This is a genomic window from Neorhizobium sp. P12A (assembly GCF_008365395.1).
Taxonomy (GTDB): Bacteria; Pseudomonadota; Alphaproteobacteria; order Rhizobiales; family Rhizobiaceae; genus Rhizobium.
Genome location: NZ_QOVX01000001.1, coordinates 39,511 through 65,244, shown reverse-complemented (window position 1 = coordinate 65,244; position 25,734 = coordinate 39,511). Strand labels below are relative to the sequence as shown.

At 60.9% G+C, this 25,734-nt stretch carries 23 protein-coding genes and 1 riboswitch; of the genes, 11 read left to right on the top strand and 12 right to left on the bottom strand.

Annotated elements, in window-relative coordinates; genetic code table 11:
- Window position 1: 1 nt before the first annotated feature.
- The 6 genes from DTW90_RS00300 to DTW90_RS36960 form a co-directional block, all read right to left on the bottom strand.
- Window positions 2-349, bottom strand: a complete 348-nt coding sequence (locus DTW90_RS00300) for a hypothetical protein (protein ID WP_149335955.1) — start codon at window positions 347-349, stop codon at window positions 2-4.
- 102 nt (window positions 350-451) lie between these two features.
- On the bottom strand, window positions 452-1,465 hold the full coding sequence (gene bmt, locus DTW90_RS00295) for a betaine--homocysteine S-methyltransferase (protein ID WP_132523995.1): 1,014 nt from the start codon (window positions 1,463-1,465) through the stop codon (window positions 452-454).
- A gap of 120 nt (window positions 1,466-1,585) precedes the next feature.
- Window positions 1,586-2,638 (bottom strand): glycine betaine/L-proline ABC transporter ATP-binding protein, encoded by a 1,053-nt coding sequence (locus tag DTW90_RS00290; protein ID WP_149335954.1) that lies wholly within the window; start codon window positions 2,636-2,638, stop codon window positions 1,586-1,588.
- The gene (locus tag DTW90_RS00285) at window positions 2,631-3,542 is read right to left on the bottom strand and encodes a proline/glycine betaine ABC transporter permease (protein ID WP_149335953.1); all 912 of its coding nucleotides are present in this window, start codon (window positions 3,540-3,542) and stop codon (window positions 2,631-2,633) included. The genes DTW90_RS00290 and DTW90_RS00285 overlap by 8 nt, the downstream gene beginning before the upstream one ends.
- A 237-nt stretch (window positions 3,543-3,779) precedes the next feature.
- Window positions 3,780-4,778: an ABC transporter substrate-binding protein gene (locus tag DTW90_RS00280; protein WP_149335952.1), complete on the bottom strand. Its 999-nt coding sequence runs from the start codon at window positions 4,776-4,778 to the stop codon at window positions 3,780-3,782.
- A 717-nt stretch (window positions 4,779-5,495) separates the two neighbouring features.
- Entirely contained in the window at window positions 5,496-5,639 is a 144-nt protein-coding gene (locus tag DTW90_RS36960) for a hypothetical protein (protein WP_165927861.1), read from the bottom strand.
- A 233-nt stretch (window positions 5,640-5,872) separates the two neighbouring features.
- On the opposite strand from DTW90_RS36960, the gene DTW90_RS00275 reads away from it, so the two are divergent.
- Window positions 5,873-7,330 (top strand): cobyric acid synthase, encoded by a 1,458-nt coding sequence (locus tag DTW90_RS00275; protein ID WP_149335951.1) that lies wholly within the window; start codon window positions 5,873-5,875, stop codon window positions 7,328-7,330.
- Between the two features lie 76 nt (window positions 7,331-7,406).
- On the top strand, window positions 7,407-7,694 hold the full coding sequence (locus DTW90_RS00270) for a hypothetical protein (RefSeq protein WP_149335950.1): 288 nt from the start codon (window positions 7,407-7,409) through the stop codon (window positions 7,692-7,694).
- 39 nt (window positions 7,695-7,733) lie between these two features.
- Here DTW90_RS00270 and DTW90_RS00265 read toward each other — a convergent pair whose 3' ends face one another.
- Window positions 7,734-9,524, bottom strand: a complete 1,791-nt coding sequence (locus DTW90_RS00265) for a chloride channel protein (protein ID WP_149335949.1) — start codon at window positions 9,522-9,524, stop codon at window positions 7,734-7,736.
- A 207-nt stretch (window positions 9,525-9,731) separates the two neighbouring features.
- Window positions 9,732-10,153, top strand: a riboswitch (cobalamin riboswitch).
- 153 nt (window positions 10,154-10,306) lie between these two features.
- Here DTW90_RS00265 and cobU point away from each other — a divergent pair.
- Genes cobU through cobO form a run of 5 tightly spaced genes read left to right on the top strand, consistent with a single transcriptional unit; the run spans window position 10,307 to window position 17,127 of the window.
- A complete protein-coding gene (cobU, locus tag DTW90_RS00260) occupies window positions 10,307-10,831 on the top strand; it encodes a bifunctional adenosylcobinamide kinase/adenosylcobinamide-phosphate guanylyltransferase (RefSeq protein ID WP_149335948.1) in 525 nt (174 codons plus the stop codon).
- Between the two features lie 4 nt (window positions 10,832-10,835).
- Window positions 10,836-11,885 (top strand): cobalamin biosynthesis protein CobW, encoded by a 1,050-nt coding sequence (cobW, locus tag DTW90_RS00255; RefSeq protein WP_149335947.1) that lies wholly within the window; start codon window positions 10,836-10,838, stop codon window positions 11,883-11,885.
- 9 nt (window positions 11,886-11,894) lie between these two features.
- Window positions 11,895-15,893, top strand: coding sequence for a cobaltochelatase subunit CobN (gene cobN / locus DTW90_RS00250; protein ID WP_149335946.1), 3,999 nt, complete (start codon window positions 11,895-11,897; stop codon window positions 15,891-15,893).
- Entirely contained in the window at window positions 15,890-16,489 is a 600-nt protein-coding gene (locus DTW90_RS00245; protein ID WP_149335945.1) for a dimethylsulfonioproprionate lyase family protein, read from the top strand. The genes cobN and DTW90_RS00245 overlap by 4 nt, the downstream gene beginning before the upstream one ends.
- Window positions 16,486-17,127: a cob(I)yrinic acid a,c-diamide adenosyltransferase gene (cobO, locus tag DTW90_RS00240; protein WP_149335944.1), complete on the top strand. Its 642-nt coding sequence runs from the start codon at window positions 16,486-16,488 to the stop codon at window positions 17,125-17,127. The genes DTW90_RS00245 and cobO overlap by 4 nt, the downstream gene beginning before the upstream one ends.
- A gap of 8 nt (window positions 17,128-17,135) precedes the next feature.
- Here cobO and DTW90_RS00235 read toward each other — a convergent pair whose 3' ends face one another.
- Window positions 17,136-17,720, bottom strand: a complete 585-nt coding sequence (locus DTW90_RS00235) for a YigZ family protein (protein ID WP_149335943.1) — start codon at window positions 17,718-17,720, stop codon at window positions 17,136-17,138.
- Between the two features lie 182 nt (window positions 17,721-17,902).
- Between DTW90_RS00235 and DTW90_RS00230 the strand changes: the two genes are divergently transcribed.
- Window positions 17,903-18,565 (top strand): isochorismatase family protein, encoded by a 663-nt coding sequence (locus DTW90_RS00230; protein ID WP_132524008.1) that lies wholly within the window; start codon window positions 17,903-17,905, stop codon window positions 18,563-18,565.
- 29 nt (window positions 18,566-18,594) lie between these two features.
- On the opposite strand, the gene DTW90_RS00225 is transcribed toward DTW90_RS00230, so the two are convergent.
- Entirely contained in the window at window positions 18,595-20,982 is a 2,388-nt protein-coding gene (locus tag DTW90_RS00225; protein WP_149335942.1) for a glucan 1,4-alpha-glucosidase, read from the bottom strand.
- Window positions 20,983-21,232: 250 nt separating this feature from the next.
- Here DTW90_RS00225 and DTW90_RS00220 point away from each other — a divergent pair, with 250 nt between their 5' ends.
- Window positions 21,233-21,964, top strand: coding sequence for an ROK family protein (locus tag DTW90_RS00220; protein ID WP_132524010.1), 732 nt, complete (start codon window positions 21,233-21,235; stop codon window positions 21,962-21,964).
- Window positions 21,965-21,988: 24 nt separating this feature from the next.
- Here DTW90_RS00220 and DTW90_RS00215 read toward each other — a convergent pair whose 3' ends face one another.
- The 3 genes from DTW90_RS00215 to DTW90_RS00205 all read right to left on the bottom strand — a co-directional run bounded on the left by DTW90_RS00215 (window position 21,989) and on the right by DTW90_RS00205 (window position 24,075).
- The gene (locus DTW90_RS00215) at window positions 21,989-22,804 is read right to left on the bottom strand and encodes a helix-turn-helix transcriptional regulator (protein WP_149335941.1); all 816 of its coding nucleotides are present in this window, start codon (window positions 22,802-22,804) and stop codon (window positions 21,989-21,991) included.
- Window positions 22,801-23,169 (bottom strand): nuclear transport factor 2 family protein, encoded by a 369-nt coding sequence (locus tag DTW90_RS00210; protein ID WP_149335940.1) that lies wholly within the window; start codon window positions 23,167-23,169, stop codon window positions 22,801-22,803. The genes DTW90_RS00215 and DTW90_RS00210 overlap by 4 nt, the downstream gene beginning before the upstream one ends.
- Window positions 23,170-23,289: 120 nt before the next feature.
- A complete protein-coding gene (locus tag DTW90_RS00205) occupies window positions 23,290-24,075 on the bottom strand; it encodes a TSUP family transporter (protein ID WP_149335939.1) in 786 nt (261 codons plus the stop codon).
- Window positions 24,076-24,189: 114 nt separating this feature from the next.
- Here DTW90_RS00205 and DTW90_RS00200 point away from each other — a divergent pair, with 114 nt between their 5' ends.
- Window positions 24,190-24,630, top strand: a complete 441-nt coding sequence (locus tag DTW90_RS00200) for a cobalamin biosynthesis protein (RefSeq protein ID WP_149335938.1) — start codon at window positions 24,190-24,192, stop codon at window positions 24,628-24,630.
- A gap of 148 nt (window positions 24,631-24,778) precedes the next feature.
- Window positions 24,779-25,729: a nucleoside hydrolase gene (locus DTW90_RS00195; protein ID WP_149335937.1), complete on the top strand. Its 951-nt coding sequence runs from the start codon at window positions 24,779-24,781 to the stop codon at window positions 25,727-25,729.
- Window positions 25,730-25,734: the final 5 nt, after the last annotated feature.

The following is a 25,734-nucleotide window of genomic DNA, read 5'->3' as shown; positions in this document are numbered from 1 at the left end:
TTCACACCGATGGATAGGCTCGCTCAAGCCCGCCCGCCCGTTTTAGACCGATATGGAAGGCAGCGAAGGCCGGATGCTGGCTCGACTTAGCCGCTTCCATCAATCGGATCTGCAGTCGGTCGGGGGCGTTGTTGCCAAGCCATTCGCCGAGCCTCTCCAGCTTCAGGCTATTGAGGAAGGAGGCGCCTGCGGCGAGATCGAGATAGCGATGCAGCCCGTCGATCAGGCTGTCGTCCTGCAGCGGGTTTTCCATCAGAAGCATGAGGAAGGATTTGTCGGTTTCCGCAAAGCCGGAAAGCCTGACCGCAACGGTTTCGCGGTCGGGGAAGGAGGTTGCCGTAGCCGTCATGTCGAATTCCGCCTCATGCAGGTGAGTCTGTCGGCGGACTATGACGGGATCGGCTTTCGTCAGGCTTGCGGAGGCGCGAACGCCTCCGCTTCATGGGTGCGATCAGCCCCGACGACGTCTTTCGCGGGCCGGTGCGGCACCACTTTCGTCGGCGGTCTTGTTCCGCATCGGGCCGATGCGCTCGATGATGGTTTCGAGCGTCGGGCGCGGGCCGGGAGTGTAGTCGTCGAGCGCCTGGCGCATTGCAGCCAGATGGCCGCATGACGTGCCGCAGCAGCCGCCGATGATCTTCGCGCCGGCGTCGCGAGCAAGTCGGGCATAGTCGGCCATTAGCGGCGGCGTGCCGGAATAGTGGATTTCGGCGCCGCGATATTCGGGAATACCGCAATTGCCCTTCACGATGACGATCGCATCGGGATCGGCATTGGTCATGTCGAGCAGGCTTGAAAGGATGTCCGACGCGCCGACGCCGCAATTGGCGCCGACCGCAAGCGGGCCGCCGGCGATGTCCTTAGCGACGCCGTGGATATCCTTCGGATGCAGACCCATCATCGTCTTTCCGGCAGTGTCGAAGGAGCCGGTGTAGGTATAGGGGAGGTCCGTCTTGATTGCAGCATCGGCTGCCGCGCGGATCTCTTCCGGCGAAGACATGGTTTCGATCCAGGCAACATCGACGCCGCCGGCTTTCAGGCCTTCCATCTGCTCGACGAAAGCCGCAACGGCGTCCTCATAGGTCAGCGCGCCAAGCGGGATCAGCAGTTCGCCGGTCGGGCCGACGGAGCCGGCAACGATTACCTTGCGGCCTGCCTTGTCGGCAACGGCGCGGGCGATCTCGGCAGCTTGTCTGTTGAGGCTGTGGACCCGATCCTGCGCATGGTGCAGCTTCAGGCGGTGGCGGGTGCCGCCGAAGGTGTTGGTCAGAATGATGTCGGCGCCGGCATCGACGAAGTCCTGATGCAGCTTGGTGATCTTCTCCGGGGCGCTTTCGTTCCAGAGTTCCGGTGCTTCGCCTGCTTCGAGGCCCATCGCGAAAAGATTCGTTCCCGTCGCGCCGTCGGCGAGAAGCACGCCCTTTTCGGCAAGAAGATCGGTCAGCGGATTTGCTGCGGTCATGATGTTTCCTCGGTGTCGTTAGCGAATATATACATAAAGATATCTTTATATGATTTCAACCGTGCCGTGGACAAAAGGAAAGCGCCCGAGGGGGCGCTTTCGACGCGGCTGGATCCATAAGCTTCAGGCTGCAGCCATCTGGGCCTTCTCGTGGCTCGCCGGGGTTACCATCGCGGCAATGATCGTGTGCAAATCGATCGTGCCGATCGGCCTGCCGCCAGCGTCAGTGACGAGGGCGAGGGAGTGACCGGCGCTCGTCATCTCCTTGGCGGCGACCTCCAGGATGGTGTCGGCGGCAATTCGGGGACCCTGTGTCTCGCCGGCGAACGGCTTCATGACCGTGCGAACCTGGAGGACGCGGCTGCGGTTCACTTCCTTCACGAAGGCGGTGATGTAGTCATCGGCCGGGTTGAGGACGATTTCCTGGCCGCTTCCCTGCTGGATGACCTTGCCGTCCCGCAGGATCGCGATCCTGTCGCCAAGCCGTAGTGCCTCGTCGAGATCGTGGGTGATGAAGACCACAGTCTTCTTCAGTTCCTTCTGCAGGTCGAGAAGCACGCTCTGCATGTCGACGCGGATGAGCGGGTCGAGTGCCGAATAGGCTTCGTCCATCAGCAGGATGTCGGCATCGTTGGTGAGCGCCCGTGCCAGGCCGACGCGCTGCTGCATGCCGCCGGAAAGCTGGTTCGGATAATGGTTCTCGAAGCCGCTCAAGCCGACGCGGTTGATCCAGTGGCGGCCCTTCTTCTCGCTTTCGCCGCGAGGCACGCCCTGGATCTGCAGGCCGTAGATCGTGTTTTCGATGACGGTGCGGTGCGGCAGCAGCGCGAATTTCTGGAACACCATCGCCGTCTTGTGTCTGCGGAATTCACGCAGATCGTTTTCGTTCATCTTGCAGACGTCTACGCCGTCATAAAGCACTTCGCCTGTTGTCGGCTCGATCAGGCGGTTGATGTGTCGGATCAGGGTCGATTTTCCCGAGCCTGACAGGCCCATCACGACGGTGATGGCGCCGGCCGGCATGTCGATATTGATGTCCTGCAATCCGAGAACATGGCCGTGCTGTTCGTTGAGTTCGGTCTTGCTGACGCCCTGCTTGACCATGTCGACGAACCTAGCGCCGTGCTGCCCGAAGATCTTGTAGAGGTTTTTGATCTGGATCGCGTGACTAGCCATGAATGACCTCCGAATGCTTTTGAAGCCGTCTGCCATAAGCCTGACTGGTGCGGTCGAAAATGATGGCGATGGCGACGAGTGCAAAGCCGTTCATGAAGCCGACGGTGAAGAACTGGTTGTTGATTGCCTGAAGCGTGTTCTTGCCCAGGCCGCCGACACCGACCATGGAGGCGACAACGACCATGGCGAGCGACATCATGATGGTCTGGTTGATGCCCGCCATGATGGTCGGCAAGGCCAGCGGAATCTGGACGTTGAACAGCTTCTGCTGATGCGACGAGCCGAAGGCGTCAGCCGCTTCCAGTACTTCCTTGTCGACCAGCCGTATTCCGAGATTGGTGAGGCGGATCATCGGCGGGACAGCATAGATCACGACGGCGATGAGGCCCGGAACCTTGCCGATGCCGAAGATGACCACGACGGGGATCAGATAGACGAAGCTCGGCATCGTCTGCATGACGTCGAGAATGGGGTTGACGATCGACTGCAGTCGATCCGATCGCGCCATCAAAATGCCGATCGGTAAGCCGATCACGATGGCGATGAGCGTACAGACCGTCACCATGGCGAGCGTGACCATGGTGTCGTTCCACAGACCACAGGCGCCGATGAGAAGCATCGAGATTGCCGTGCCGATGACGATCTTCACGTTGCGGCTGGCGAAATAGACGACTGCCATCATCACAATCAGAACAATCACCCACGGCGTGTTGGTAAACAGCCATTCAAGATAGTTCAGGAACCATTGAAGCGGCTGCACGATTGCGTCTATGATATTGGCGTAGGTGCGCACGAGGGCACGAAAGCCGTCGTCGATATTCTTGCGCGCTGCACGGATGTACATGTCGCTGATCGCCGGAAAATTGCACAATACGTCCGGCAAGTAACTGCATTGCAGAGCCATCACTTTCCCCTTTTTATCCGGTTTGGGACCAGCCTGTCCGTGTGGCCTTCAGTATCAGGCGGCCGATGCGGGCTGTCACCGGTTTTTTCAGCCTGCATACTACCGTCTATAACAATAGCCGGCGAAACCATTTGCTTTCTGCGACCTCGGCGATGCCCCTGCTGTCGGCATCGGTGTATCGCATGCCTGTATGCGGAAGAAGCGGCGGCAGATGGCCGCCGCTTCCCGATTCAAGCGTTAGAGCGAGGCCTTGACCTTGGTAGCAACGTCAGGGGCAACCCACTTGGTCCACATGTCAGGATAGGTCTTGAGGAAGTACTTGGCGCCGTCCTCGTTCGTACCCTGGTTGTCGGTCATCCAGGCAAGAACCTTGCCGACAGTGCCGTTGTCCCACTTGCGGGTCTTGACGTAGTCCATGGCAATGCCGGCCTTGTCGGAGAAGGACTTGGTCACGACGGTGAAGACGTCAGAGACAGGATAGGAGTTGAGCTTCGGATTGGCGCAGTCCTGGATTGCCGTGCAGGCGTCCCATTCCTTCTTGTCGTGCGGAACGCCGAAGCTCAAACGAACCATGTCGTACTTGCCGAGGATGGCGGTCGGAGCCCAGTAGTAGCCGAGCCAGCCGGTCTTCTTTTCGAAGGCGTTGGCGATCGAGCCGTCAAGGCCGGCAGCCGAACCGGTGTCGACAAGCTGGAAGCCCAGCTTTTCAGCACCCAGAGCCTTGTAGAGGTTTGCGGTGGAAATCTGGCAATTCCAGCCCGACGGGCAATTGTAGATCGCAGCCTTGGACGAATCTTCCGGCGCGGGGAAGAGTTCCGGATGCTTCAGGGCATCCTGAACCGTCTTGATGTCGGGATGGGCATCGGCAAGGAACTTCGGAATCCACCAGCCTTCGACGCCGCCGTCGCTGAGCAGCGGCGCTGCCTCGATCAGGCGTCCTTCGGAAACGGCCTTGTCGAGCGCGGTGCGCACGGCGTTGACCCAGAGTTCGGGCGCAACGTCAGGTTCGCCCTTTTCATCCATGGAGGTGAAGGTCGGCTGGGTGTCGCCGGTTACCAGCGTCACTTTGCAGCCGTAGCCATTCTCGAGAATGATCTTGTCGACCTGCGCGGCAACGCCTGCGGAGGCCCAGTTCATTTCGGCGATCGATACGTCGCCGCATTCCGCCGCGTGTGCCGAGCCAGCCAAGGCATAGACACTTGCGGCGAAGATGGCGGAAGCGATTAGCTTCTTCATGTTTTAATGTCTCCCAGTGTTCTTGCAGTTAGAGATGCGGATCGCTCCGGCATTGTACCAGCCGATCCCCGTCAGCGTCACCAAAAGGCTTAACCGTGCAATTGCCGCTGACGGCGCATGTTCGGCCCCCTGTCGCGATACGCCTGCTTTTCTTTACCCGCGGAACCTTGCCGCCGGCCTGCCATCTTCGTATCGCTTCAAAGAAGCCTAAGGATTTGAGGGGAGAAATCAACTGGTTCCGCGATGGTCCGCCTTCGACGGCTCTATCGGGAAGCGTCAATAACTAGCTGAAATAGCCTAATTTCTGGCATTCACGACTGGAAATGAAGCATTGGGGCCGGTTCGGACAGCCCTTGCTACGGCAGGATACGAAAACGGGGAAAAGTCACGCCTTTTTGAAGACCTTTTATATTCTATTCGCGGCGTGGGAAAAAATTGGCGACCGCCATGAAAAAATTAGAAAAAAGACGAAATTTATTCTTCGTTAGGCGCTCGATAACTATCCGGTAAGAATGTCTGGCTATGACTTGGGTGCCGCGGGTGATCTCGCAGCATCTCCGGATCAGGTATTGCGTCCCGGAGACAACATATTCTGCAGTGTCATTGCAAGGCCATGTTAAACAAAACCGCGCACGGCTGTTCGCCAAGCGCGGTTTTTGTTTTTACGGCCTCCCGCGTGGAGGGCGTTGATCAAGGAAGCGTCGCTGTTGACGCGGTTCAGCCGGCGTTATAGGTGCGGATCAGGCCGACCGTTCCGACACGAACATCGAGCTCGCTGACGCGGCTTTCGCGCTTGGGCGAGGGCAGCTTGCCACCCCAGGCGATCTGTATGGAATTCTTGTTGTTGAAGACGAACAGCATGGGGTAATCCTCCGGGCCGAAGGGCCGTTATTGGTGCATTGTTTGACAGCGCAAATAAGCCTGTTTCCGACATCCCACAATGGAGGAAGTCGTCATCAAATGTCGCAAATAGACTGCGCTGCGCGATGGTGCATTTTTGTCTCGGAAGAGGCGTTGCGACCGAGGCCGATTGCGGCGAAAATCAGGCAGGAATCGGCGATTTCGATCGGTTCACAACCTCGGAGTCACAATTCATGACCAAGGCCATCATGCTGCAGGGAACCGGTTCCGATGTCGGAAAAACGGTATTGGTGGCGGGGCTTTGCCGACTTGCCGCAAATAGAGGATTGAGGGTTCGACCCTTCAAGCCTCAGAACATGTCTAACAATGCGGCTGTGGCCGAGGACGGCGGCGAAATCGGGCGGGCGCAATGGCTGCAGGCGCTTGCCGCGCGAACCGCTTCGTCCGTGCACATGAACCCCGTGCTCCTCAAACCGCAGTCCGATATTGGCAGCCAGATCGTCGTGCAGGGAAAGGTCTGGGGTCAGGCGAAGGGGCGGGATTACCAGGCGCTGAAGCCGCAATTGCTGGGCGCCGTACTGGAAAGCTTCGCAACGGTACGGGCCGGGACTGATCTCGTCATCGTGGAGGGGGCAGGCTCGCCGGCGGAAATCAATCTTAGGCCGGGCGATATCGCCAACATGGGATTTGCGACGCGCGCCAACGTTCCCGTCGTCCTGGTGGGCGACATAGACCGGGGCGGTGTGATTGCGTCGCTGGTCGGCACCCATGCCATTCTTGCCGAGGAAGATCGGCGGATGATCTCCGGCTATATCATCAACAAATTCCGCGGTGACATCTCGCTGTTTGCAGACGGCGTCAAAGCGGTTGGAGATTTCACCAGCTGGCCCTGCTTCGGCATCGTGCCCTGGCTGAAAGCGGCCGGCCGTCTGCCGGCTGAAGATTCCGTCGTGCTGGAACGGCTGGTGCGCGGCGCGTCCCAGGCGCTGAAGATCGCCGTGCCGGTTCTGCCGCGTATCGCCAATTTCGACGATTTCGATCCGCTCCGTGCCGAACCGGATGTCGATCTCGTCTTCGTGCGGCCCGGAGAGCCTTTGCCTACCGATGCTGCGCTCGTCGTTCTACCCGGTTCGAAATCGACGATCGGCGACTTGGAGGACCTGCGGGCGCAGGGATGGGATCGCGACATTTCCCGGCACGTCAGACGCGGCGGTCGCGTCATCGGCATTTGCGGGGGGTACCAGATGCTCGGCCGAACGGTCCGGGATCCGCTCGGCATCGAGGGAGCGGTCCTGGAGACACCCGGTCTCGGCCTTTTGGATATCGAGACGGAAATGGCGCCGGAGAAGACCGTACGCAACAGCCGAGCGTGGTCGACCGAGCATGATGTGGCCCTTGAGGGCTATGAAATTCATCTAGGTGTGACCCAGGGCGCCGATTGCTCCCGGCCATCCGCTGTCATCGATGGCCGGCCCGATGGCGCTGTATCGTCGGACGGGCGGATCATGGGCACCTATCTGCACGGGCTCTTCACAAGCGATGCCTATCGCGCCGGGTTGCTTGGCAGCTTCGGTCTTAGCGGAGAGCGGGTGAATTACCGGGAAAGCGTCGACGCCGCATTGGACGAGGTCGCGGCTGAACTAGAGACTGTCCTTGATAGGGACTGGCTCGATCGGCTGCTTGCGGTGTAAAATCTTTGCACTGGGTGCGCAGATCGTTATTCTGATCCGCGATGACTGCCGACGCCTGCCGACAAGGAGATTTTACATGGCCAGCCTTTTGACCTCCCTGTTCGTCTCGGCGATGCTTGCCACTGCGATCCTATTTCCGCGGCCGAGGTTGACGTTCGCATCGGACCGGGTTCTGGATTGCAGCGATGTCGTGGAGCGTGTGCTTGAGAAGTCAGGCGGTCGTCTTTTGTCGGTGCGGCCACATGACGACACATGTACCGTGACGGTGCTGGTTCACGAAGACGGCAAGCGCCCGTATAAGCTAGTGGTCAGAATGGATAGCAAAGATGCCGCCGACGGTGCGCCGAATCAGGCCGGCCAGTAATTTGCGATACGGCGGCCTGAAGGCGATCGCCGTGGATAATCAAAGTTCGCCCGAAATTTCGCGCCGCCGCCTGTCCAGCTCTTCCGCGTAGCGCCTCAGCGTATAGCTTTCCGAAAGCTGGCCGACGACCTTGCGTTCGATCAGGTTGTTGACAACGGCGAGCGCTTCGCTCTCGGTCTTGTCGAAGATTGCGGCCGCCTGCTTGGCGTTCATTTGCGGCTGCAGGAAATCGTTCCGGTATTTGGTGAAGTCAGCGATGCGCTTGCCTTCGTCGTTCTTGTCCACCGGGCTTGCGTAGATATCAGGTACAAGCACGATGCCGGCATATTTGTCGGCGTCGTCGACAAGGATCACGCGCTGGGTCGAGCCGATCGGGAAGTCGTGGCGGAACTCCTCGACCGTTATGTTGACGCTGGCGGTGCGCACGTCTTCGCGCATCATCCGGCCGACCGTCAGGCTGCGGATCCAGCCGACATCGTGGGCGCTGCGAATGCTCTCGCCGCGAAGGTGAAAACGCCAGGTCGCGAAGGAGTAGCCGAAGGTCGAGCGGACGACGAGCGACGAGGTGATGACGGCGGCAAGCACCAGCGCGGTGATCGGGAAGTCGCCGGTGATTTCCAGCGCGAGGAAGGTCATGGTCAGCGGGCCGCCGATGATAGCGACGGCAAGCGAACTCATGCCAACGACAGCGTAGATAACCGGCGTCAGCGTCGCGTGATCGAAATAGGGGGCGGAATAGGCGAAGATCTTGCCAAGCAAGGCGCCCATGAAAAGCGAGGCGAAGAACAGGCCGCCTCTGAAACCGGAGCCGATCGAGACGGCTGACGCTAGGGATTTCAGGAGCAGAATGCCGATCAGCGTCGGGATTGCGATGGTGTTGGCGAGATTGAGATGCAGGGCGCCGTGACCCGCCGAAAGCACCTGCGGCGTTATCAGGGCGAGGAGGCCGACAACGATACCGCCGAGTGCCGGACGGAAGGGCAATGCGATGGAGCTCTTTCGCGCCAGTTCCTCGATGAAGGAAACGCCCTGCATGATCAGGATTCCGGCGCCGGCGCAGAAAGCGCCGAGCAAGAGCGCCGGAATATAGTCCGCCGGAACGACGCTGCCGAAATCGCCGACGTCGATGTTGAAATCGTTGCCGGAGAGAAGGCGCGCCACGAGGGTGGAGATCAGTGCGGAGACGACGACGGGCGTCAGCGTGATGATCGAATAGGTGCCGATGATGAGCTCGAAGGCGTAAAAAGCACCGGTCAGCGGTGCGTTGAAGGCGGCGGCGATGGCGCCGGCGGCGCCACAGCCGACGAGCGTTCTGAGATCGGAGCGGCGAAGCTGAAGTTTGTAGCCGAGCTTTGACGCTATTCCTGCCGCGATCTGGGTGTAGCCGGCCTCGAGGCCGACGGAAGCGCCGAAGCCGTTCGAAATGAGATTCTGCACGGCGACCAGGATGCTGTCGGTCAGCGACAGCCGGCCGCCATGCAAGGCGTTCGCTTCGATCGGGTCGACCATCGGCTTCTTGCGGGTCTTGGCCAGAATGAAGATCATCAGGCCCAGGACGATGCCGCCGACAACAGGAGATGCGAGCAGCAGGAACTTGTCGTCAACCTGCGCCGAACTCAAGCGCCCTGAGTCGTCGATACCGAAGATCAGCGTGTGCATCGTCCGCGATATCACGCTCATAGCGGTGACCGCGCAGCCGGATGTGATCCCGACGAAAGCGCCGGCAAAGATCATACCGAGCTCGCTGCGACGCAACGCAGCTCTCATGCGGCCGAGATCAAAGAAGGAATACAGGGCGCCAAAACGGCGCTGTTTGAATTTCTGCAGCATCGGGAGGACGAACTTTTACAGGCATTCGAAAGCTTGAAGCAGTCTATAGACTGCTAAGGTCAAAGAATTACGGCAAAAGACCGACATCTTCTTCCTTTTTCCCGCCAATTGCCCCTCGCGTCGAAAAATAATGGCTGCCGGGGCAAGGTCCCGGCCGTTTTCCGTCCGCCGAATGCGATTGACTCGGAATGGCGGTTTCCGTAACCATCGGGCTTCATAACGGATGGTTCCCGGGCGGCGGTCGTCGCAAGGGATGAAAAGGGAATGTGACGGGACGGACCCAAGCCGGGCGTTTTCATCACAGCCGACCCCGCGACTGTAGAGCGGTCAGGGTCTTCTGTCCGGTTTTAAAGCTTTTTCGCAGACGGTTCCCAATGGTGGGGACGGGCGAAAAAGACCGGAAGCCGGAAAAGCCACTGGCGTGGCATCATGATCAGCCGGGGTTGGACGCCTCTAATTCTACGAATCGTCCACCTTTTCATGATGACTGCCGGGAAGGCGAGGACGACCCGCTGGCGCACGACCCGGGGCGACCGTTTCGGTCTGCTCAGGCGACCGACTTCGGTCTGCCCCGGTCGCCGCGCCTCAAACCGCGAGCCAGGAGACCTGCCATGCGTGCCGGGCGAAGAGCCCATAGCTCAAGGGGCGAAAGCTCCGCTGCCAGCACGGAGGTTGTCATGGCTGTGAAACCATTTCGGCATCCGTTTTCGGATGCTCGCGCGACCATATTCGCCGCATCGAGCGCCGCGCAGCATCTCCATGCGTGACGATCGGCGGCGCAAATGACATCCCCATCCTTCATCTCTGTTCTCATCCTCGGCGGCGCCCGATCGGGCAAGTCGCGCTTTGCTGAATCGCTGGTGACGTCCTCTGGCCTCGATCGTCACTATGTGGCGACCGGGCGGGCGTGGGACGACGAGATGCGGTCGCGGATTGCGCAGCATCGGGCGGATCGCGGCGATCTCTGGACGACGTATGAAGAGCCGCTTGATCTCGTCTCTCGCCTTGCCGACATCGACGGCGAGGGGCGGGTCATCCTGATCGATTGCCTGACGCTCTGGGTCACGAACCTGATGATGGAGGAGCGCGACATTGCGGCGGAATTTGCCGCTCTTTCAGAATACCTGCCGAATGCGAAAGCGCGGCTCGTCCTCGTCTCCAACGAGGTCGGGCTCGGGATCGTGCCGGACAATGCAATGGCGCGCGCCTTTCGCGACCATGCCGGACGCCTCCACCAGATGATCGCGGCGCAAGTCGCGGAAGTTTATTTCGTTGCGGCCGGTCTGCCGCTGAAAATGAAGGGTTGATTTGATGAACCAGCAGAAAATTCCAGCCACCGTCATCACCGGCTTTCTCGGTGCCGGCAAGACGACGATGATCCGCAACCTGCTGCAGAATACCGGCGGCAAGAAGATCGCGTTGATCATCAACGAATTCGGCGATCTCGGCGTCGACGGCGACGTGCTGAAGGGCTGCGGCGCGGAAAACTGCACCGAGGACGATATTATCGAGCTGACCAACGGCTGCATCTGCTGCACCGTCGCCGACGATTTCATCCCAACCATGACGAAGCTCCTAGAGCGCGACGCCCGGCCGGACCATATCGTCATCGAGACCTCGGGGCTTGCGCTGCCGCAGCCGCTCGTTGCCGCCTTCAACTGGCCGGATATCCGCACGCAGGTGACCGTCGATGGCGTCATCACCGTGGTCGACAGCGCAGCGGTTGCGGCCGGCCGTTTCGCCGACGACCATGATGCGGTCAATGCCGCCCGCGCCGAAGACGCGTCGCTCGACCACGACAATCCGATCGAGGAGCTTTTCGAGGACCAACTGACCTGCGCCGACCTGATCGTTCTCAACAAGACCGATCTTCTCGACTCGGCAGGCATCGCCGGCGTACGCGCCGAGGTCTCCTCGCGCACGCATCGCCGGCCGACGATGATCGAGGCAAAGAACGGCGACGTGCCTGCCGCTGTGCTGCTCGGCCTTGGCGTCGGCACGGAGGAGGACATTGCGAACCGCAAATCGCATCACGAGCTGGAGCACGAGGACGGCGCGCCACATGACCACGACGAGTTCGACAGTTTCGTCGTCGAGCTTGGTGCCGTCGCCGATCCCAATGCCTTCATCGAGAAGCTGAAGGGCGTGATTGCGGAACATGACGTGCTACGCCTGAAGGGCTTCGTCGATGTTCCCGGCAAGCCGATGCGCCTGCAGATCCAGGCCGTCGGCAGCCGCATCGATCAATATTTCGACCGCGCATGGATATCTGGCGAAGCGCGTGCGACCCGGCTCGTCGTCATCGGCCTGCACGATATGGACGAGACGGTCGTTCGCGGGGCGATCGAGGCGCTGGTGTAAGGCAGAACGATGCATCTCCTGCTGGCACAGAAGGGTACGATCAGCGATGGCGACGAGGCGATTGATCTCGGCCAATCGCCAGGCGATATCCTTTTCCTGTCGGCTGCCGACACGGAGCTCGCCGCTATCGCGGCGGCTCACGGCCACGGGAATGCCGGATTTTCCCTGAGGCTCGCCAGCCTGATGAGCCTTAAGCATCCGATGTCGGTCGATACCTATATCGAGCGTACCGCGTGTCATGCGAAGCTGATCATCGTTCGGGCGCTCGGCGGGGCGAGCTATTTCCACTATGCGCTGGAGGCGCTGCATGCCTGCGCTGCTCGTCAGGGAGCGCTGATTGCGGTGCTGCCGGGAGATTCTCGAGCCGATCCGGGGCTGACGCCGTTTTCAAATGTGGCGCTGGATGACCTCAATGCGCTCTGGTCGTATCTGATCGAGGGCGGGGATGCGAACTCGCGGGCGTTTCTGGCCTATGCTAACGCGATGCTTTCCGGCGGCGAGACGCCGGAGCCCGCGGTGCCGCTAATGAAGGCGGGCATCTGGTGGCCGGGCAGGGGCGTTATAGGCGTTGAGGAGTGGCGGCGGGTTTCTGAGGAGGCGCTACGCCAGCCCCCGGACAATATGGCGACCCCTGCAGGGCTCGCACTTCCGACCATTGCCATCAGTTTCTACCGTGCCCTCGTTCAGAGCGGTGAAACAAAGCCGGTCGAAGCTCTGATCGAAGCTCTGATCGCCAAGGGCATCCGGCCGCTGCCGGTCTTTGCCTACAGCCTCAAGGATCCTGTCTCCAAGGGCATTCTCGAAAGTGTATTCTCCGAAATAAAGCCCGGCGTGGTGATCAATACGACGGGCTTTGCCGTTTCGGCACCCGGCGCCGATCGCGAGCCGACCGTGTTGGAGGCCAATCAGGCGATCGTTCTGCAGGCGATCTTTTCGGCTTCGTCTCGTGAAGCCTGGGCCGCCTCGGCACAAGGTTTGTCCGCGCGTGATCTCGGTATGAACGTTGCGCTGCCAGAAGTCGACGGCCGCGTGCTGTCGCGGGCGGTCGCCTTCAAGGCAGCTGCTCGTTATGACGAGCGGGTTGAGGCCAATATCGTCGGCAGCGAGCCGGATGCGGGACGCATGCGCTACGTGGCCGAATTAGCGGCAAATTGGGCGACGCTTCGGGGGACGCAGCCTCAGAAAAGGCGCGTCGCCCTGGTCATGGCGAATTACCCGAACCGCGATGGCAGGCTCGGCAACGGTGTCGGGCTAGATACGCCGGCGGGAACTGTCGAGGTGTTGCGGGCAATGCAGGCGCAGGGCTATCCGGTTTCGGATCTGCCTGCCGATGGCGACGCGCTGATCCGCCATCTGATGGAAGGGCCGACCAATTCCGGCCATGATGGGAAGCTGGTCCGCGAGAGGCTTTCTGCGAGTCATTACAGGGTCTTCTTCACATCTCTTCCCAATCAGATTCAAGAGGAGATCACTGCGCGCTGGGGCGCTCCGGAGTTGGATCCCTATTTCCGCGACGGCGCGTTTGCCCTGCCGTTTACACGGTTCGGCGAGGTGCTGGTCGGCATCCAGCCGGCGCGCGGCTACAATATCGATCCGAAGGAAAGCTATCATTCGCCGGATCTCGTGCCGCCGCATGGCTATCTCGCCTTCTATGCGTTCCTCCGCCAGGAATTCGGCGCCCATGCCGTGATCCACATGGGCAAGCATGGCAATCTTGAGTGGCTGCCAGGCAAGGCGCTGGCGCTTTGCGAGACCTGCTATCCCGAAGCAATTCTCGGGCCTTTGCCGCATCTCTATCCCTTCATCGTCAACGATCCGGGCGAGGGTACGCAGGCCAAACGTCGCTCCAGCGCCGTTATCATCGACCACCTGACGCCGCCTTTGACACGGGCCGAAAGCTACGGGCCGCTGAAGGACCTCGAAGCGCTGGTGGACGAATATTACGAGGCTTCCGGCGGCGATCCACGCCGCATCCGGCTGCTGCGCAAGCAGATCCTCGATCTGGTCGCCGATATCGGGTTGGATGCCGATGCCGGGATCGCCAAGGGTGAGAGTGAGGACAGCGCGCTGCAGAAGCTGGATGCCTATCTCTGCGACCTCAAGGAAATGCAGATCCGCGACGGCCTGCACATTTTCGGCGTCTCGCCGCAGGGGCGGCTGCTCACGGATTTGACGGTGGCGTTGGCGCGTGTGCCACGAGGGCTGGGCGAGGGCGGGGATCAGAGTTTGCAGCGGGCGATTGCGGCGGATGCTGGGCTGGTGGAGGTGGCTTGCGAGGCCCCCCCCTCTGTCCTGCCGGACATCTCCCCCACAAGGGGGGAGATCGATATGCCGCGCCGTTTCGATGATACCCCGACGTTCAGCGGGGCCGCTTTCTCAGACGGGGCTTTTGGCCGAGTGGCTGCATCCCCAATCTCCCCCCTTGTGGGGGAGATGTCCGGCAGGACAGAGGGGGGTATGCCAAGCTCTCCTCGCTTCGATCCCCTCGATTGCAACATGGCCGCCCCGTGGGCCGCCCCGAAACCCGCAATTCTTGCTGAAGTCTCCGATGCTCCCTGGCGTACGAATGGCGACACCGTCGAGCGCATCGAGCTGCTGGCGGCAAAGCTCGTCTCCGGCGAGACCGAATGCCCGACCTTCTGGCCCCAAACCAGAGAGGTTCTAACCGAGATAGAGGCCCGCCTGAAGCCCTCCATCCTCGCCTGCGGCGATGCCGAGATCGCGGCGTTGCTGAAGGGGCTGGAGGGCCGTTTCGTGCCGCCCGGGCCTTCCGGTGCGCCGACGCGCGGAAGGCCGGATGTGCTGCCGACAGGGCGGAATTTCTATTCGGTGGACAGCCGCGCCGTGCCGACGCCGGCGGCTTACGAACTTGGCAAGAAATCGGCGGAACTGCTGGTTCGCCGCTACGTGCAGGATCATGGGGAATGGCCTGTTTCCTTCGGGCTGACGGCCTGGGGCACGTCCAACATGCGCACGGGGGGCGATGACATTGCCCAGGCGCTGGCGCTGATCGGCGTCAAGCCGATCTGGGACATGACGTCGCGCCGTGTCACCGGATACGAGATCATTCCACCGGCAATATTGCGTCGTCCGCGCGTCGATGTGACGCTCAGGATTTCCGGCTTCTTTCGTGATGCATTCCCTGAACAGATCGCGCTGTTCGACAAGGCCGTTCGTGCCGTGGGCCAGCTCGACGAGGACGAGGCGGACAATCCGATTGCGGCGCGCATGTGTGGCGAGGCCAAGCGGCTTGTTTCGGCAGGACTCGATGAGGTTTCGGCGCTGCGAAGGGCGGGCTATCGCATCTTCGGTTCGAAACCCGGGGCTTACGGGGCAGGGCTGCAGGCACTTATCGACGAAAAGGGCTGGGAGCGGCGCGCGGATCTCGCCGAGGCCTATCTCGTCTGGGGCAGCTATGCCTATGGCGCCGGTGAAGAGGGGCGCTCCGAGCGCGGTGTCTTCGAGGACCGGCTGCGGTCGATCCAGGCGGTCGTCCAGAACCAGGACAATCGCGAACACGACCTGCTCGACAGCGACGATTATTACCAGTTCGAAGGCGGGATGGCTGCTGCGGCCGAGCAGCTTGCCGGCGAGCGGCCGTCGATCTACCACAACGACCATTCCCGGCCGGAGAAGCCCGTCATCCGCTCGCTGGAAGAGGAGATCGGCAGGGTGGTGCGCGGCCGGGTGGTCAATCCGAAATGGATCGCAGGTGTCATGCGCCACGGTTACAAGGGCGCTTTCGAGATCGCCGCGACCGTCGATTATCTCTTCGCTTTCGCCGCCACGACCGGTGCGGTGCGCGACCATCATTTCGAGGCGGTCTATCAGGCCTTCGTCGCCGATGCCCATGTGCGCGACTTCATGGCGGAGAAGAACCCGAGCGCTCTCGAGGAGATGAAGGAGCGACTGCTTGAGGCAATCGACCGGCAGCTCTGGACCCCGCGCAGCAATTCGGCACGGTTCGACCTGCAAGCCGTCAGCCCCGAGGAAGAGATGATCCCATGAGCGATTTTACGTCCCTGCTTCAGAGCTTTCGGGCTTACCTGGCGTCGCATCACGAGGCAGTGTTGGCGCGGTTCCTTGAGGGCTTCGACTGGCAGATGGCGGAGCGCGCGCTCGAACCGCGCGGCCTGCCGGTCGTGGAGTACCTCTCAGACATTGCAGTCCCCACTGACGATCACGACAACACGCTTCTGTCTGCGCTGATCAGGGATGCCGCATCGCTCCATTGGGCGCAGACCTACAGCACCGGCGATTTCGGCGATGCCTTTCTCAAGCGCTACGGCTGGGTGGAATTGTTCGGAACGCGCGGCCATTTCGATAGCGATGTCATGGCTGGCGGATTCCTCATGCTTGGGCCCGATATCCATTATCCGGACCACCACCATGTCGCCGAGGAAATCTATATTCCGCTGACGGATGGTTCTCTCTGGAGCAAGGATGGCGGCCCGTTCGTGCCGCGTCATGCCGGAGAGATTATCCATCATCCATCGGATATCAGCCACGCCATGCAGACGCGGCAGGAGACGCTGGTGGCGCTCTATCTCTGGCGGGGCGGTCCGTTGGCACAAAAATCGACAATTTCCGGGAGAAACACATGAGCGAAGAAATGACGGAACCGGCCGCTGGAGCCGAAAAGGACGATGCGCGCCATGCCGACAAGATGGCCAAGAAGAAGGCCGCGCGCGACAAGATCATGGCCACCAAGACGGATGAGAAGGGCCTGATCATCGTCCATACGGGCAAGGGCAAGGGCAAGTCATCCTCCGCCTTCGGCATGATCTTCCGCCATATCGCCCACAAGAAGCCTTGCGCCGTCGTCCAGTTCATCAAGGGCGCGATGTGGACGGGCGAGCGCGACCTGATCGAGAAGCATTTCTCCGATATCTGCCAGTTCTACACGATGGGTGAGGGGTTCACCTGGGAGACACAGGACCGCGCCCGCGATGTGGCTGCGGCGACCACTGCCTGGGAGAAGGCGAAAGAGCTGATCCGCGACGAGCGCAATTCGATGGTGCTGCTCGACGAGATCAACATTGCGCTGCGATACGACTATCTCGATCTCAACGAGGTCGTGGAATTCCTGAAGACGGAGAAGCCCTACATGACCCATGTCGTGCTGACCGGCCGCAACGCCAAGGAAGAACTGATCGAGATTGCCGATCTCGTCACCGAGATGGAGCTGATCAAGCATCCGTTCCGCTCGGGCATCAAGGGACAGCCCGGTGTCGAGTTCTAGGCGCCCCGCTATTTGATGCTGACGACGGCGCGGCCGCTGGTCAGGTCCGAGAGTTTCCGAACGATCTCGTCGGCGAGTGCTTCGGGAAGGGCGAGGTGGAGGATCGCGCCCGTTTCGATGAAGCGTTCCTCGGTGATCCGCGTATCCGCTTGCGCCAAGAGCTTTGCCTTGATCAGCGCCAGATCGGAAAATTGCAGCTCGACGCTCGCCTGGACCATCGGGATGATAGGCCGATAAGGAACTGCCTGGAGGCAGAGCGCCGCCGTTCCGCCATAGGCGCGGATCAGGCCGCCGCTTCCGAGCAGCACGCCGCCGAACCAGCGTGTTACGATGACGGCCACCGTATCCAGTTTCTGGCCGTCGATCGCCTGCAGGATCGGCTTGCCGGCAGTGCCGCTCGGTTCGCCGTCGTCGCTGAACCGGTAGTTCTGGCCGACACGCCAGGCCCAGCAATTGTGGTTGGCATCCGGAATGCTGTTTCGTGCGATGAAATCCTTGGCTGCGTCCATATCCGCGATCGGGGCAGCCGTCGCGGTGAAACGGCTGCGTTTGATTTCCTGGCTATAGGTCGATGTCGATTCCAGAGCGAACATGCTGTTGTTTAGCGGAACTTGTCGGGCCTGCGAAGCCGGCAGATGGTTCGATGTGAAATGCTAAGGGCAACATATCAACCGGCGATCACCTTTTTGCGTTTTCTGGTGATTTGACTTGACCCCGATGCCTCCGGAAATATCGCGCCGCATCGTGCGAAAAAGCCGCGACAGGGGGAAGTACCATGACGACTGCACGCCGAACCATGACCAGCATTGCCGCCGTTCTTCTGCTCTGCGCCGCTGCGCCCTTGCCGGCGTTTGCCGAGACGATCATCGACGACTGGTCGAGCGTGAAGGTGCCGGCCGCGCCCGCGCTGAAGCCTGTCACGATCGACGTCAAGGATACTGCGCTTCTCGTGCTCGACTTCAACGGCGCGCAGGATCCGACCAAGGGGCCCTGCAACAGCAACACCAAGCCGCGCTGCCTTGCCTCGCTGCCGAAGATGGAAAAGCTGATTGCCGCCGCGCGCGACGCCAAGGTGCCCGTCATCTACAGCATCACGGCTCAGGCCGAGCCGAAGGACATCGCGATGGCGTTGACGCCGAAGGAGGGCGATCCGATCGTCAAGTCCGGGCCGGACAAATTCGTCAAGACCGATCTGGCCGACATCCTGACGAAGAAGGGCATCAAGACCGTCATCGTGACGGGGACGGCCTCCGAAGGCGCCGTGCTCGATACTGCGACACATGCCGCGCTCTGGATGGGCATGAACGTCATCCTGCCGGTCGACGGCATGTCCTCGACCGAGCCCTATGCCGAGCAATATGTCGCCTGGCACATGATGAATGCGCCCGGCGTTTCGGCAAAGACGACGCTGACGGCGATCGACATGATCAAGTTCTGACGCGGGGTCGCGTCAGTCGATTGGGCGCATTAGCCGATCACGACAGCGAAATCCGATCCTTCCCATCTTTCGTCCTGAACCCAGAAAATGGCAAAACGGATGACGGTGCCGGCCTGAATTGTGGCCGGCAGATCGAAGATATGGGTGCCGAGGCCGGTGTTGCACGTGAGGGTGTCGGTCACCGTTTCCCAGTCGTCCGATGACCAGTGGATGATCGCAGGCGCCATGAGTTCGATGCGCAGCGGTCTTCCCCAGTCTATCTGCTCGACCATTGATGTCAGCCGCCAAGCTATGGGGGCGATTGGTGGCCTGTTCTTCACATAGCGTTCAAGCGTTTGCGGCGGCGTGTCGAAGACCGCGCCGTCCCTCAGCGAGCGCAGCAGCTTGATGTGCTCCGCATGCGCCCAGACCAGCGGCATGGCGCTGCCAGACGGTTTTCCGAGGAAGAGTTCGCGCTCGGGAATATCGGCCTCATCCCATATCTGCTCCGGCAGAAGACCACCTGAGCTGGCAGAGGCCTCAAGGGCGGCGAGCAGGCGCTTTGCTTCGGCGACATTGCCTGCCGCAAGCTCGTAATGGGCCCGCTCGCCGGTCAGGAGAGGCCAGAGACGGCCTATGCCTGTCCCGTGGAAGGGCGCTCCGTCCTCCTGCTCGCCATAGCCGTCGTCATTGTAGCGGTACCAATAGGGTCCGGCTGGCAATTCGCGCTTCAGCAGGGTGTCGATCGCGGTGATCGTGTTCAGGATGCGCGGATCGTCGGGGGCACGAAGACCGAAGCGCACGAGGGCGAGTGCATCGGGGCTGACGAGCAGGCCTGCTTCCAATGCCTCGTTGCTGTCCGGCCGGTTCTTGATCGGGATGAGGCCATGGGTCCGCGGCAGGCCGTCTTCGGCAGAGAGTGCGATGCGCATATAATAGCCATCGATACCTAGTTCCCTCGATAGCTCCGTATCTGTCGCATAGGTCCAATCCTCGACCCGCTCGTTCCAGCCGTCAGCCACTTCGCGAAGATATTGTGCCTCCTCATTCATTCCTGCCACCTGCATGGCGTCGGCCGCAGCCAACAGCGCCGCGATCTCGACGGCGAGCGTGAAGGGCGAATATCCGGCATCTTCTTCCCAGCGATCCTGCTGGGTCGCCGGTCCGTTGCGGACGATGTAGCTCGCGGCTGCCTCGATCATCGGCAGATACTGGTCGGCCTCTTCGGGGGCGATGGCCTTGGCTCTCAGCAGCATGTCGTAGAGCAGGATGGGGAAGGCGGTCTCGTCCATCTGGATGCCGTACCAGTAGGGCCGGCCGTCGAGCCAGGCGTTCTGGACCCAATGCCCGTCGCCTTCCTGGATGGCAACGAGATAGTCGAGGACGGATCGAGCATCCTTCTCACTGCCGGCCGCAAGGAAACCACCGGCGGTCTCGACGAGATCGCGGGTCCAGACGAGGTGGTAGCCACCGAGGTCGTCATCGCTCTTGTTGAAGCCCCAGGGGATGGAGAGGCTGGCGATGATGGCGCCCGAGGCATCGTCGCGATGGGTGGCGAGAACAGATGTGCTGACTCGATATCGGTTCAGCGTCTGCGGATCGTGCGGTTCGTCGAGGGGCAGGAGGCTTGCCTGCCACTTTCGCCAGCCCGCACGATACTGCTTCAGAGCCGGTTCCACACCTTTCCGGAGGCTGAGGAGCGCCCGGAATGCCGCCTCCTCGGGCTGCGTCCCGAAGCCCAACGCCAGGACGGCGCTGCCCTCTCCGGCTAGGAGATCAATCGTTCCTGACAGCGCGACATTGCCGCATTCGGCGCGCTGGAATTCCAGCCGCAGACCCTCGCCCTTGTGCAATGTCTGCCAGCCGTCCGACAAGCCAACATAGCCTGCCGACCGGGCAATCCAGGGCGTGGAGGAGGCAAGGGCGAGAGAGCGACCGGCTCCCTGCGCAAAGAGCATTTGACGCCCCTTGAAATCGCCATACCACGCAGTGTTGTTGGCACCAGCATTGACGAGATGCGGGGCGACGAGCGCGTGCAGCCGATAATCCTGCAATTGGCCGATGAGAGCCTCGAACCGGATGTCCTGCAGAACGACTTCGCGTTCGGGGTCGGTGAGAACGATCTTGGTGATGCGATAGCGGCCATCCTTGGCGGTGTTGATCAGCCGAAAGGCGGGAACGCCATCCTCGATCATTTCAACTGTATGGTTGGTATCGCGCTTTTCTTCGGAGAAGTAATCGGTAGCTGTTACGACGAAGCCGAAATCGCGGATGCTGGCCATGTCGAGACGTGGCGCGTAGATTTCGTTCAGGATTCCGTGGCTGGCTGTGAACCACACCTGGCTTTCGGGGCTGACGGCGGTGCCGACGGCGCTCTTGTCGCTCGAAGTCCAGCGCGGCTCAATGCCGGGGGCGCCGGGTGCATCTGTCGTATCCATCGTCTGGTCGTCCTTTGATGGGGCAAGCTCCCGATTTTCGACCGTCGCCCGGAAAAAAAGGGCTGGCGGCGATCGTGAACGAAGTTGCCCAAGTTGACGTCGCGTTCGGCATCTAAAACTGTAATTTGCCCGACGAATCGTAGAAACGATAGCCGGCGCGTGAGCGGGCCCTAGATAAATATCGACTTGATGGTCACCGGGTGGAAATAGCGGGATTGCCCAAGGCGGCAACCGGAACAAGGAGTGGCAGATGACCGATGAAATTGGCGCGGCGATCAACCAGAGTCTGAAGACGAAAAAGAGTGCGCAGAAGACGGTGCTGGCAATCGATCTCGGCGGATCGCACGTCAAGGTTTCGCTCAGCACGATCGGCGGAAAGCGGGCGGTGGAATCCGGGCCGCATATGACGCCAAAGCAGATGGTCGAAGCCGTCAAGGATCTTGCTTCGGGATGGGATTACGACGCGATCGGCATGGGCTATCCCGGTCCGATCGCCGACAACAAGCCGGCGCTGGAACCGCACAATCTCGGCAGCGGCTGGAAAGGGTTCGACTTCCAGGCGGCATTCGACAAGCCTTTGCGATTGGTCAACGATGCCATGATGCAGGCGATCGGCAGCTATGAGGGCGGGCGGATGCTCTTTCTCGGACTAGGCACCGGGCTCGGCGCGGCAATGGTGGCAGAGAATGTCTGCCTACCGATGGAGCTTGCGCATCTGCCCTACAGGAAGGGCAATACGTTCGAGGACTACGTTGGCGAGCGTGGCCTGCAGCGTCGCGGTAAGGCCAAGTGGCGCCTGTCGGTCGTCGACGTCGTCGAACGGCTGCAGGCGGCGCTCCAGTCCGACTACATCGTCATCGGTGGTGGCAATGTCGATAAGTTGAAGGAGCTTCCGCCCAACTGCCGGCGCGGCTCGAACGAGAATGCTTTCCTCGGCGGCTTCCGGCTGTGGCAGGACGAGAAGCTCATCGTTCGCTATTAGGATTTTCTCGAATCATTCCAGTGGTTACCCGGGCTTTGTTACATCAGCGAATTCTTTCAGGATGCTCGCGGTTTCAGCATTCGCCGGGAAGAAGGATTCCACTGCAAGCTCGGACAAGGTGATATCCACTGGCGTGCCGAACACCGTTACTGTCGAGAAGAGCGAGAGGATACCTTTCTCGGTCTCCAACTCGAGCGGAACGACGATGCCGCCATAGTCGCGCTCAGGCGACGGCTTGTTTCGCCGCGCGGACGGCTCCGGATAGGCGGACAATTCGGTCAGGAGGCCGGCAAGCACACGGTCACGGGTGGAGGATATCTGCTGGTGCAGGCGCTCCAGAAGATGCGTGCGCCACTCAGCCAGGTTAATGATCTTCGGTGCCATGCCCTGCGGATGCAGGCTGAGGCGCAGAACGTTGACCGGCGGTTCGAGCAGTGCTGCGTCGGCGACGCCGGTCAGCAGAGGCGCAACCGCTGCATTGGCGGCGATCAGCGTCCAGTGACGATCGACAGCGAGCGCGGGAAATGGCTCATGCCCCTTCAACACCATGTCGACAGCCTGCCGAGCCGGAGCTAGCGCTGGATCGTCCAGCGAGCGCTCGGCGAAGACAGGAGCAAATCCTGCTGCCAGCAGCATGGGGTTTCGCTCCCTCAGAGGCACGCCCAGCCGCTCCGCCAGATGAAGTAGCATCTCGCGGCTGGGGGTCGCGCGCCCGCTCTCGATGAAGCTCAGATGCCGCTGCGAGATGTCGGCTTCGAGGGCGAAATCGAGCTGGCTCAGGTGGCGGCGCTGCCGCCATTCGCGCAGGTAGTCGCCGAGAGAGCGGGCGGCGGGCGTCATGCCGCCTCTGCAGGAAGCTGGTCGATAAAGCCATTGACCGTCTTAATCCGATCGCCGTCCAGAAGCGCGAAATCCGTGCCCATAATCATGTCCGGCTGATGCTGCGGCCCGAGCTGCCAGGAAAAGCGCAGATTGTCGCCATAGCGGTCAGCTGGCTTTACCAGGGAAAAGCGGAAGCCCGGGAACCGACCATGCACCGCGGCGACCAATCCATCGATCTCGGCATGACCTTGAGCCTTCATCATCGGATCGATATAGACCGCATCTTCGGTCCAGCATTCGGCAATCATCTTGCGCCGCCGACCCGCATCGGTTTCGTTCCAGATCGCGATGTAACGCTCGGCCAATTCAGTCGCATCAAACATCGTCTCGTCTCCTTTGTGATCGCCCGGTCCATCCAGGCCTTGCGATCATGCGAAAGGCAGCATGCAGCATCAATTACGCCAGAGGTAATTGAACGAGGCAATAATAGAGCAAAGTGCTCTTTAAAAACCCAGCCAAACCCGCACGGGATTGGACGGATCGGCGATCAGCTTGATCGCGAAGGCGATGCAGACGACGACAAGCAAGGGCTTGATGATCTTTGCGCCGTTGCGCATGGCGAGCCGCGATCCGGCCTGCGCGCCGAGGAACTGACCGACGCCCATGGTCAGGCCGACTTTCCAAAGAATGACCCCGTAGGACATGAAGACGATCAATGCGCCGAGATTCGAACCGAAATTCAGAAGCTTGGTGTGCGCCGTCGCCTTCAGGAGGCCGAAGCCGGCCAAGCTGACGAAGCCGAGCATCAGGAAAGAGCCGGTGCCGGGGCCGAAGGCGCCATCGTAGAAGCCGATCAGCGGCACCAGCGTCAGTCCGAAAGCAAGCGCGCTCATGCGCCGGTGTTTTTCGACATCGCCGAGATTGGGTTTGAAGGCGAAGTAGAGCGCGATGGCGATCAGCAGGAAGGGCATGACGATACCCAGAACCTGGCTCGGCATGATGGTCGCAAGCGCTGCGCCCAATGCGCCGCCGCCCACGGCCATCAGAGCCATCGGCAATTGCTCGCGCAGCTGGACATGACCCTTGCGGGCATAGGCGAGCGTTGCCGAGCCTGCGCCGAAGATGGACTGCACCTTGTTGGTCCCGAGCGTCTGCAAGGGCGGAATACCCGCGATCAGCATGGCCGGCACGGTGATCAGACCGCCGCCGCCGGCAATCGAATCGACGAAACCGGCAAAGAAGGCAGCGGCAAAGAGCAGGGGGAGAAGGTGGAGGGTAATGTCTTGCAAGATGAGGGACTCTGGGCGATTGGAATGGTGCGCCTTGTTGCATTCCATGGCCTTGTCAGCAATTGCCATTCCGACACAGTGCAGCAAAATTGACAAATCCGGTGAGTGGTGGAGATGCCCGAAGATCGTGACGTGACAAATGTGGGCGAACCGTGTCATTCCGATGCGGAGTCGAGGCCTTTTGTGCTTGGCATAGGTTGCGAGCGCGGTGCTCCTATTGAGCATATTCGCATGCTTGCAGAGGAGGCCTTGTCTTCAGCAGGAATTGGGGCAGGGCAGGTGGCATGCCTCTCCTCGATCGACATGAAGCGGGAGGAGCCTGCAATTCTTGCGCTTGCCGATTATCTCGAGGTGCCGCTTCGTTTCTTTGATGCCGCGACGCTGGAGAAGGAAACGCCGCGGCTGAAGAATCCTTCCGAATTGGTCTTTGCCCGCGTCGGCTGCCACGGTGTGGCCGAAGCTGCGGCTCTGGCTGCTGCCGGACCTTCCGCAATCCTTGTCGTGCCGAAGCTGAAATCAGCGTTCTCGACCGCCGCGATCGCTGAAATCTGCTGAAAATTCGGGATTTCTGACCTGATTCACCGCAAGCTGTGACGAAATCGCTCAAAATTGCGTCGGATATTGCAGAAATGGCGTCGGCCGGTATGGTGAGGCATTTCGCCGGTCATGCCGTGACGCGGCGACTGAATAGCAAGGAATAATCATGCACAAAGTCATTTACGACACGGACCCTGGCGTCGACGATGCCATGGCGCTCCTCTTTTTGCACCGCCACCCTGACATCGACCTGCTTGGCGTAACGACGGTTTTCGGGAATGCGTCGGTCGAGACGACGACCCGCAATGCGCTTTTCCTGAAGCGCGAATGGGACATTCCGTGCCCCGTCGCCAAGGGCGCCAGCGTTACCTTCGATCCCTCGCGCCACGAACGTGCATGGCCGACATGGGTTCATGGGGTTAACGGCCTCGGTGATATCGACGTCCCCGAGACAGTCGATATTTCACCCGATCCGCGTCCGGCCTACCAGTTCATCATCGACACCGTGCGTGCCAATCCGGGCGGGGTGACCCTGGTCGCGGTCGGTCGCATGACCAATCTGGCGCTGGCACTGAAGCATGACCCTGACATCGCCAAGCTGGTGAAGGATGTCGTCATCATGGGCGGCTCCTTCTACGTGCCGGGCAACGTTTCGCCGGTCGCCGAAGCCAATATCCATGGGGACCCGGAGGCCGCCGATGTCGTCATGACGGCCGCCTGGAAGGTCGTGGTCGTCGGCCTCGACGTAACGGCGGTCACGACCATGAGCCGCAGCTATCTGGGCGAGATGGCGAAATCGGGCGGCAAGTCGGTCCAACTGCTCAACGATTTGTCGCAGTCCTATATCGACTTCTACAAGCATGCGGTCGAGGACGGCATGATGGTGCATGACAGCTGCGCCTGCGTCTATGTCGTGGCGCCCGAATTGTTCGAGACGATCACCGGCTCCGTCCGCGTCGTCTGCGGCGGCATTGCCGACGGCCAGACCATCGTGAAGCCGGATGGCAAGCGCTTCCCACCAGGCGACTGGGACAATCTGCCAAGCCAGATCGTCTGCACCGGCATCCAGTCGGAAAAGGTCATCGACCTTATCCGCGATACGATCCTGACGGCTTAAGCCGC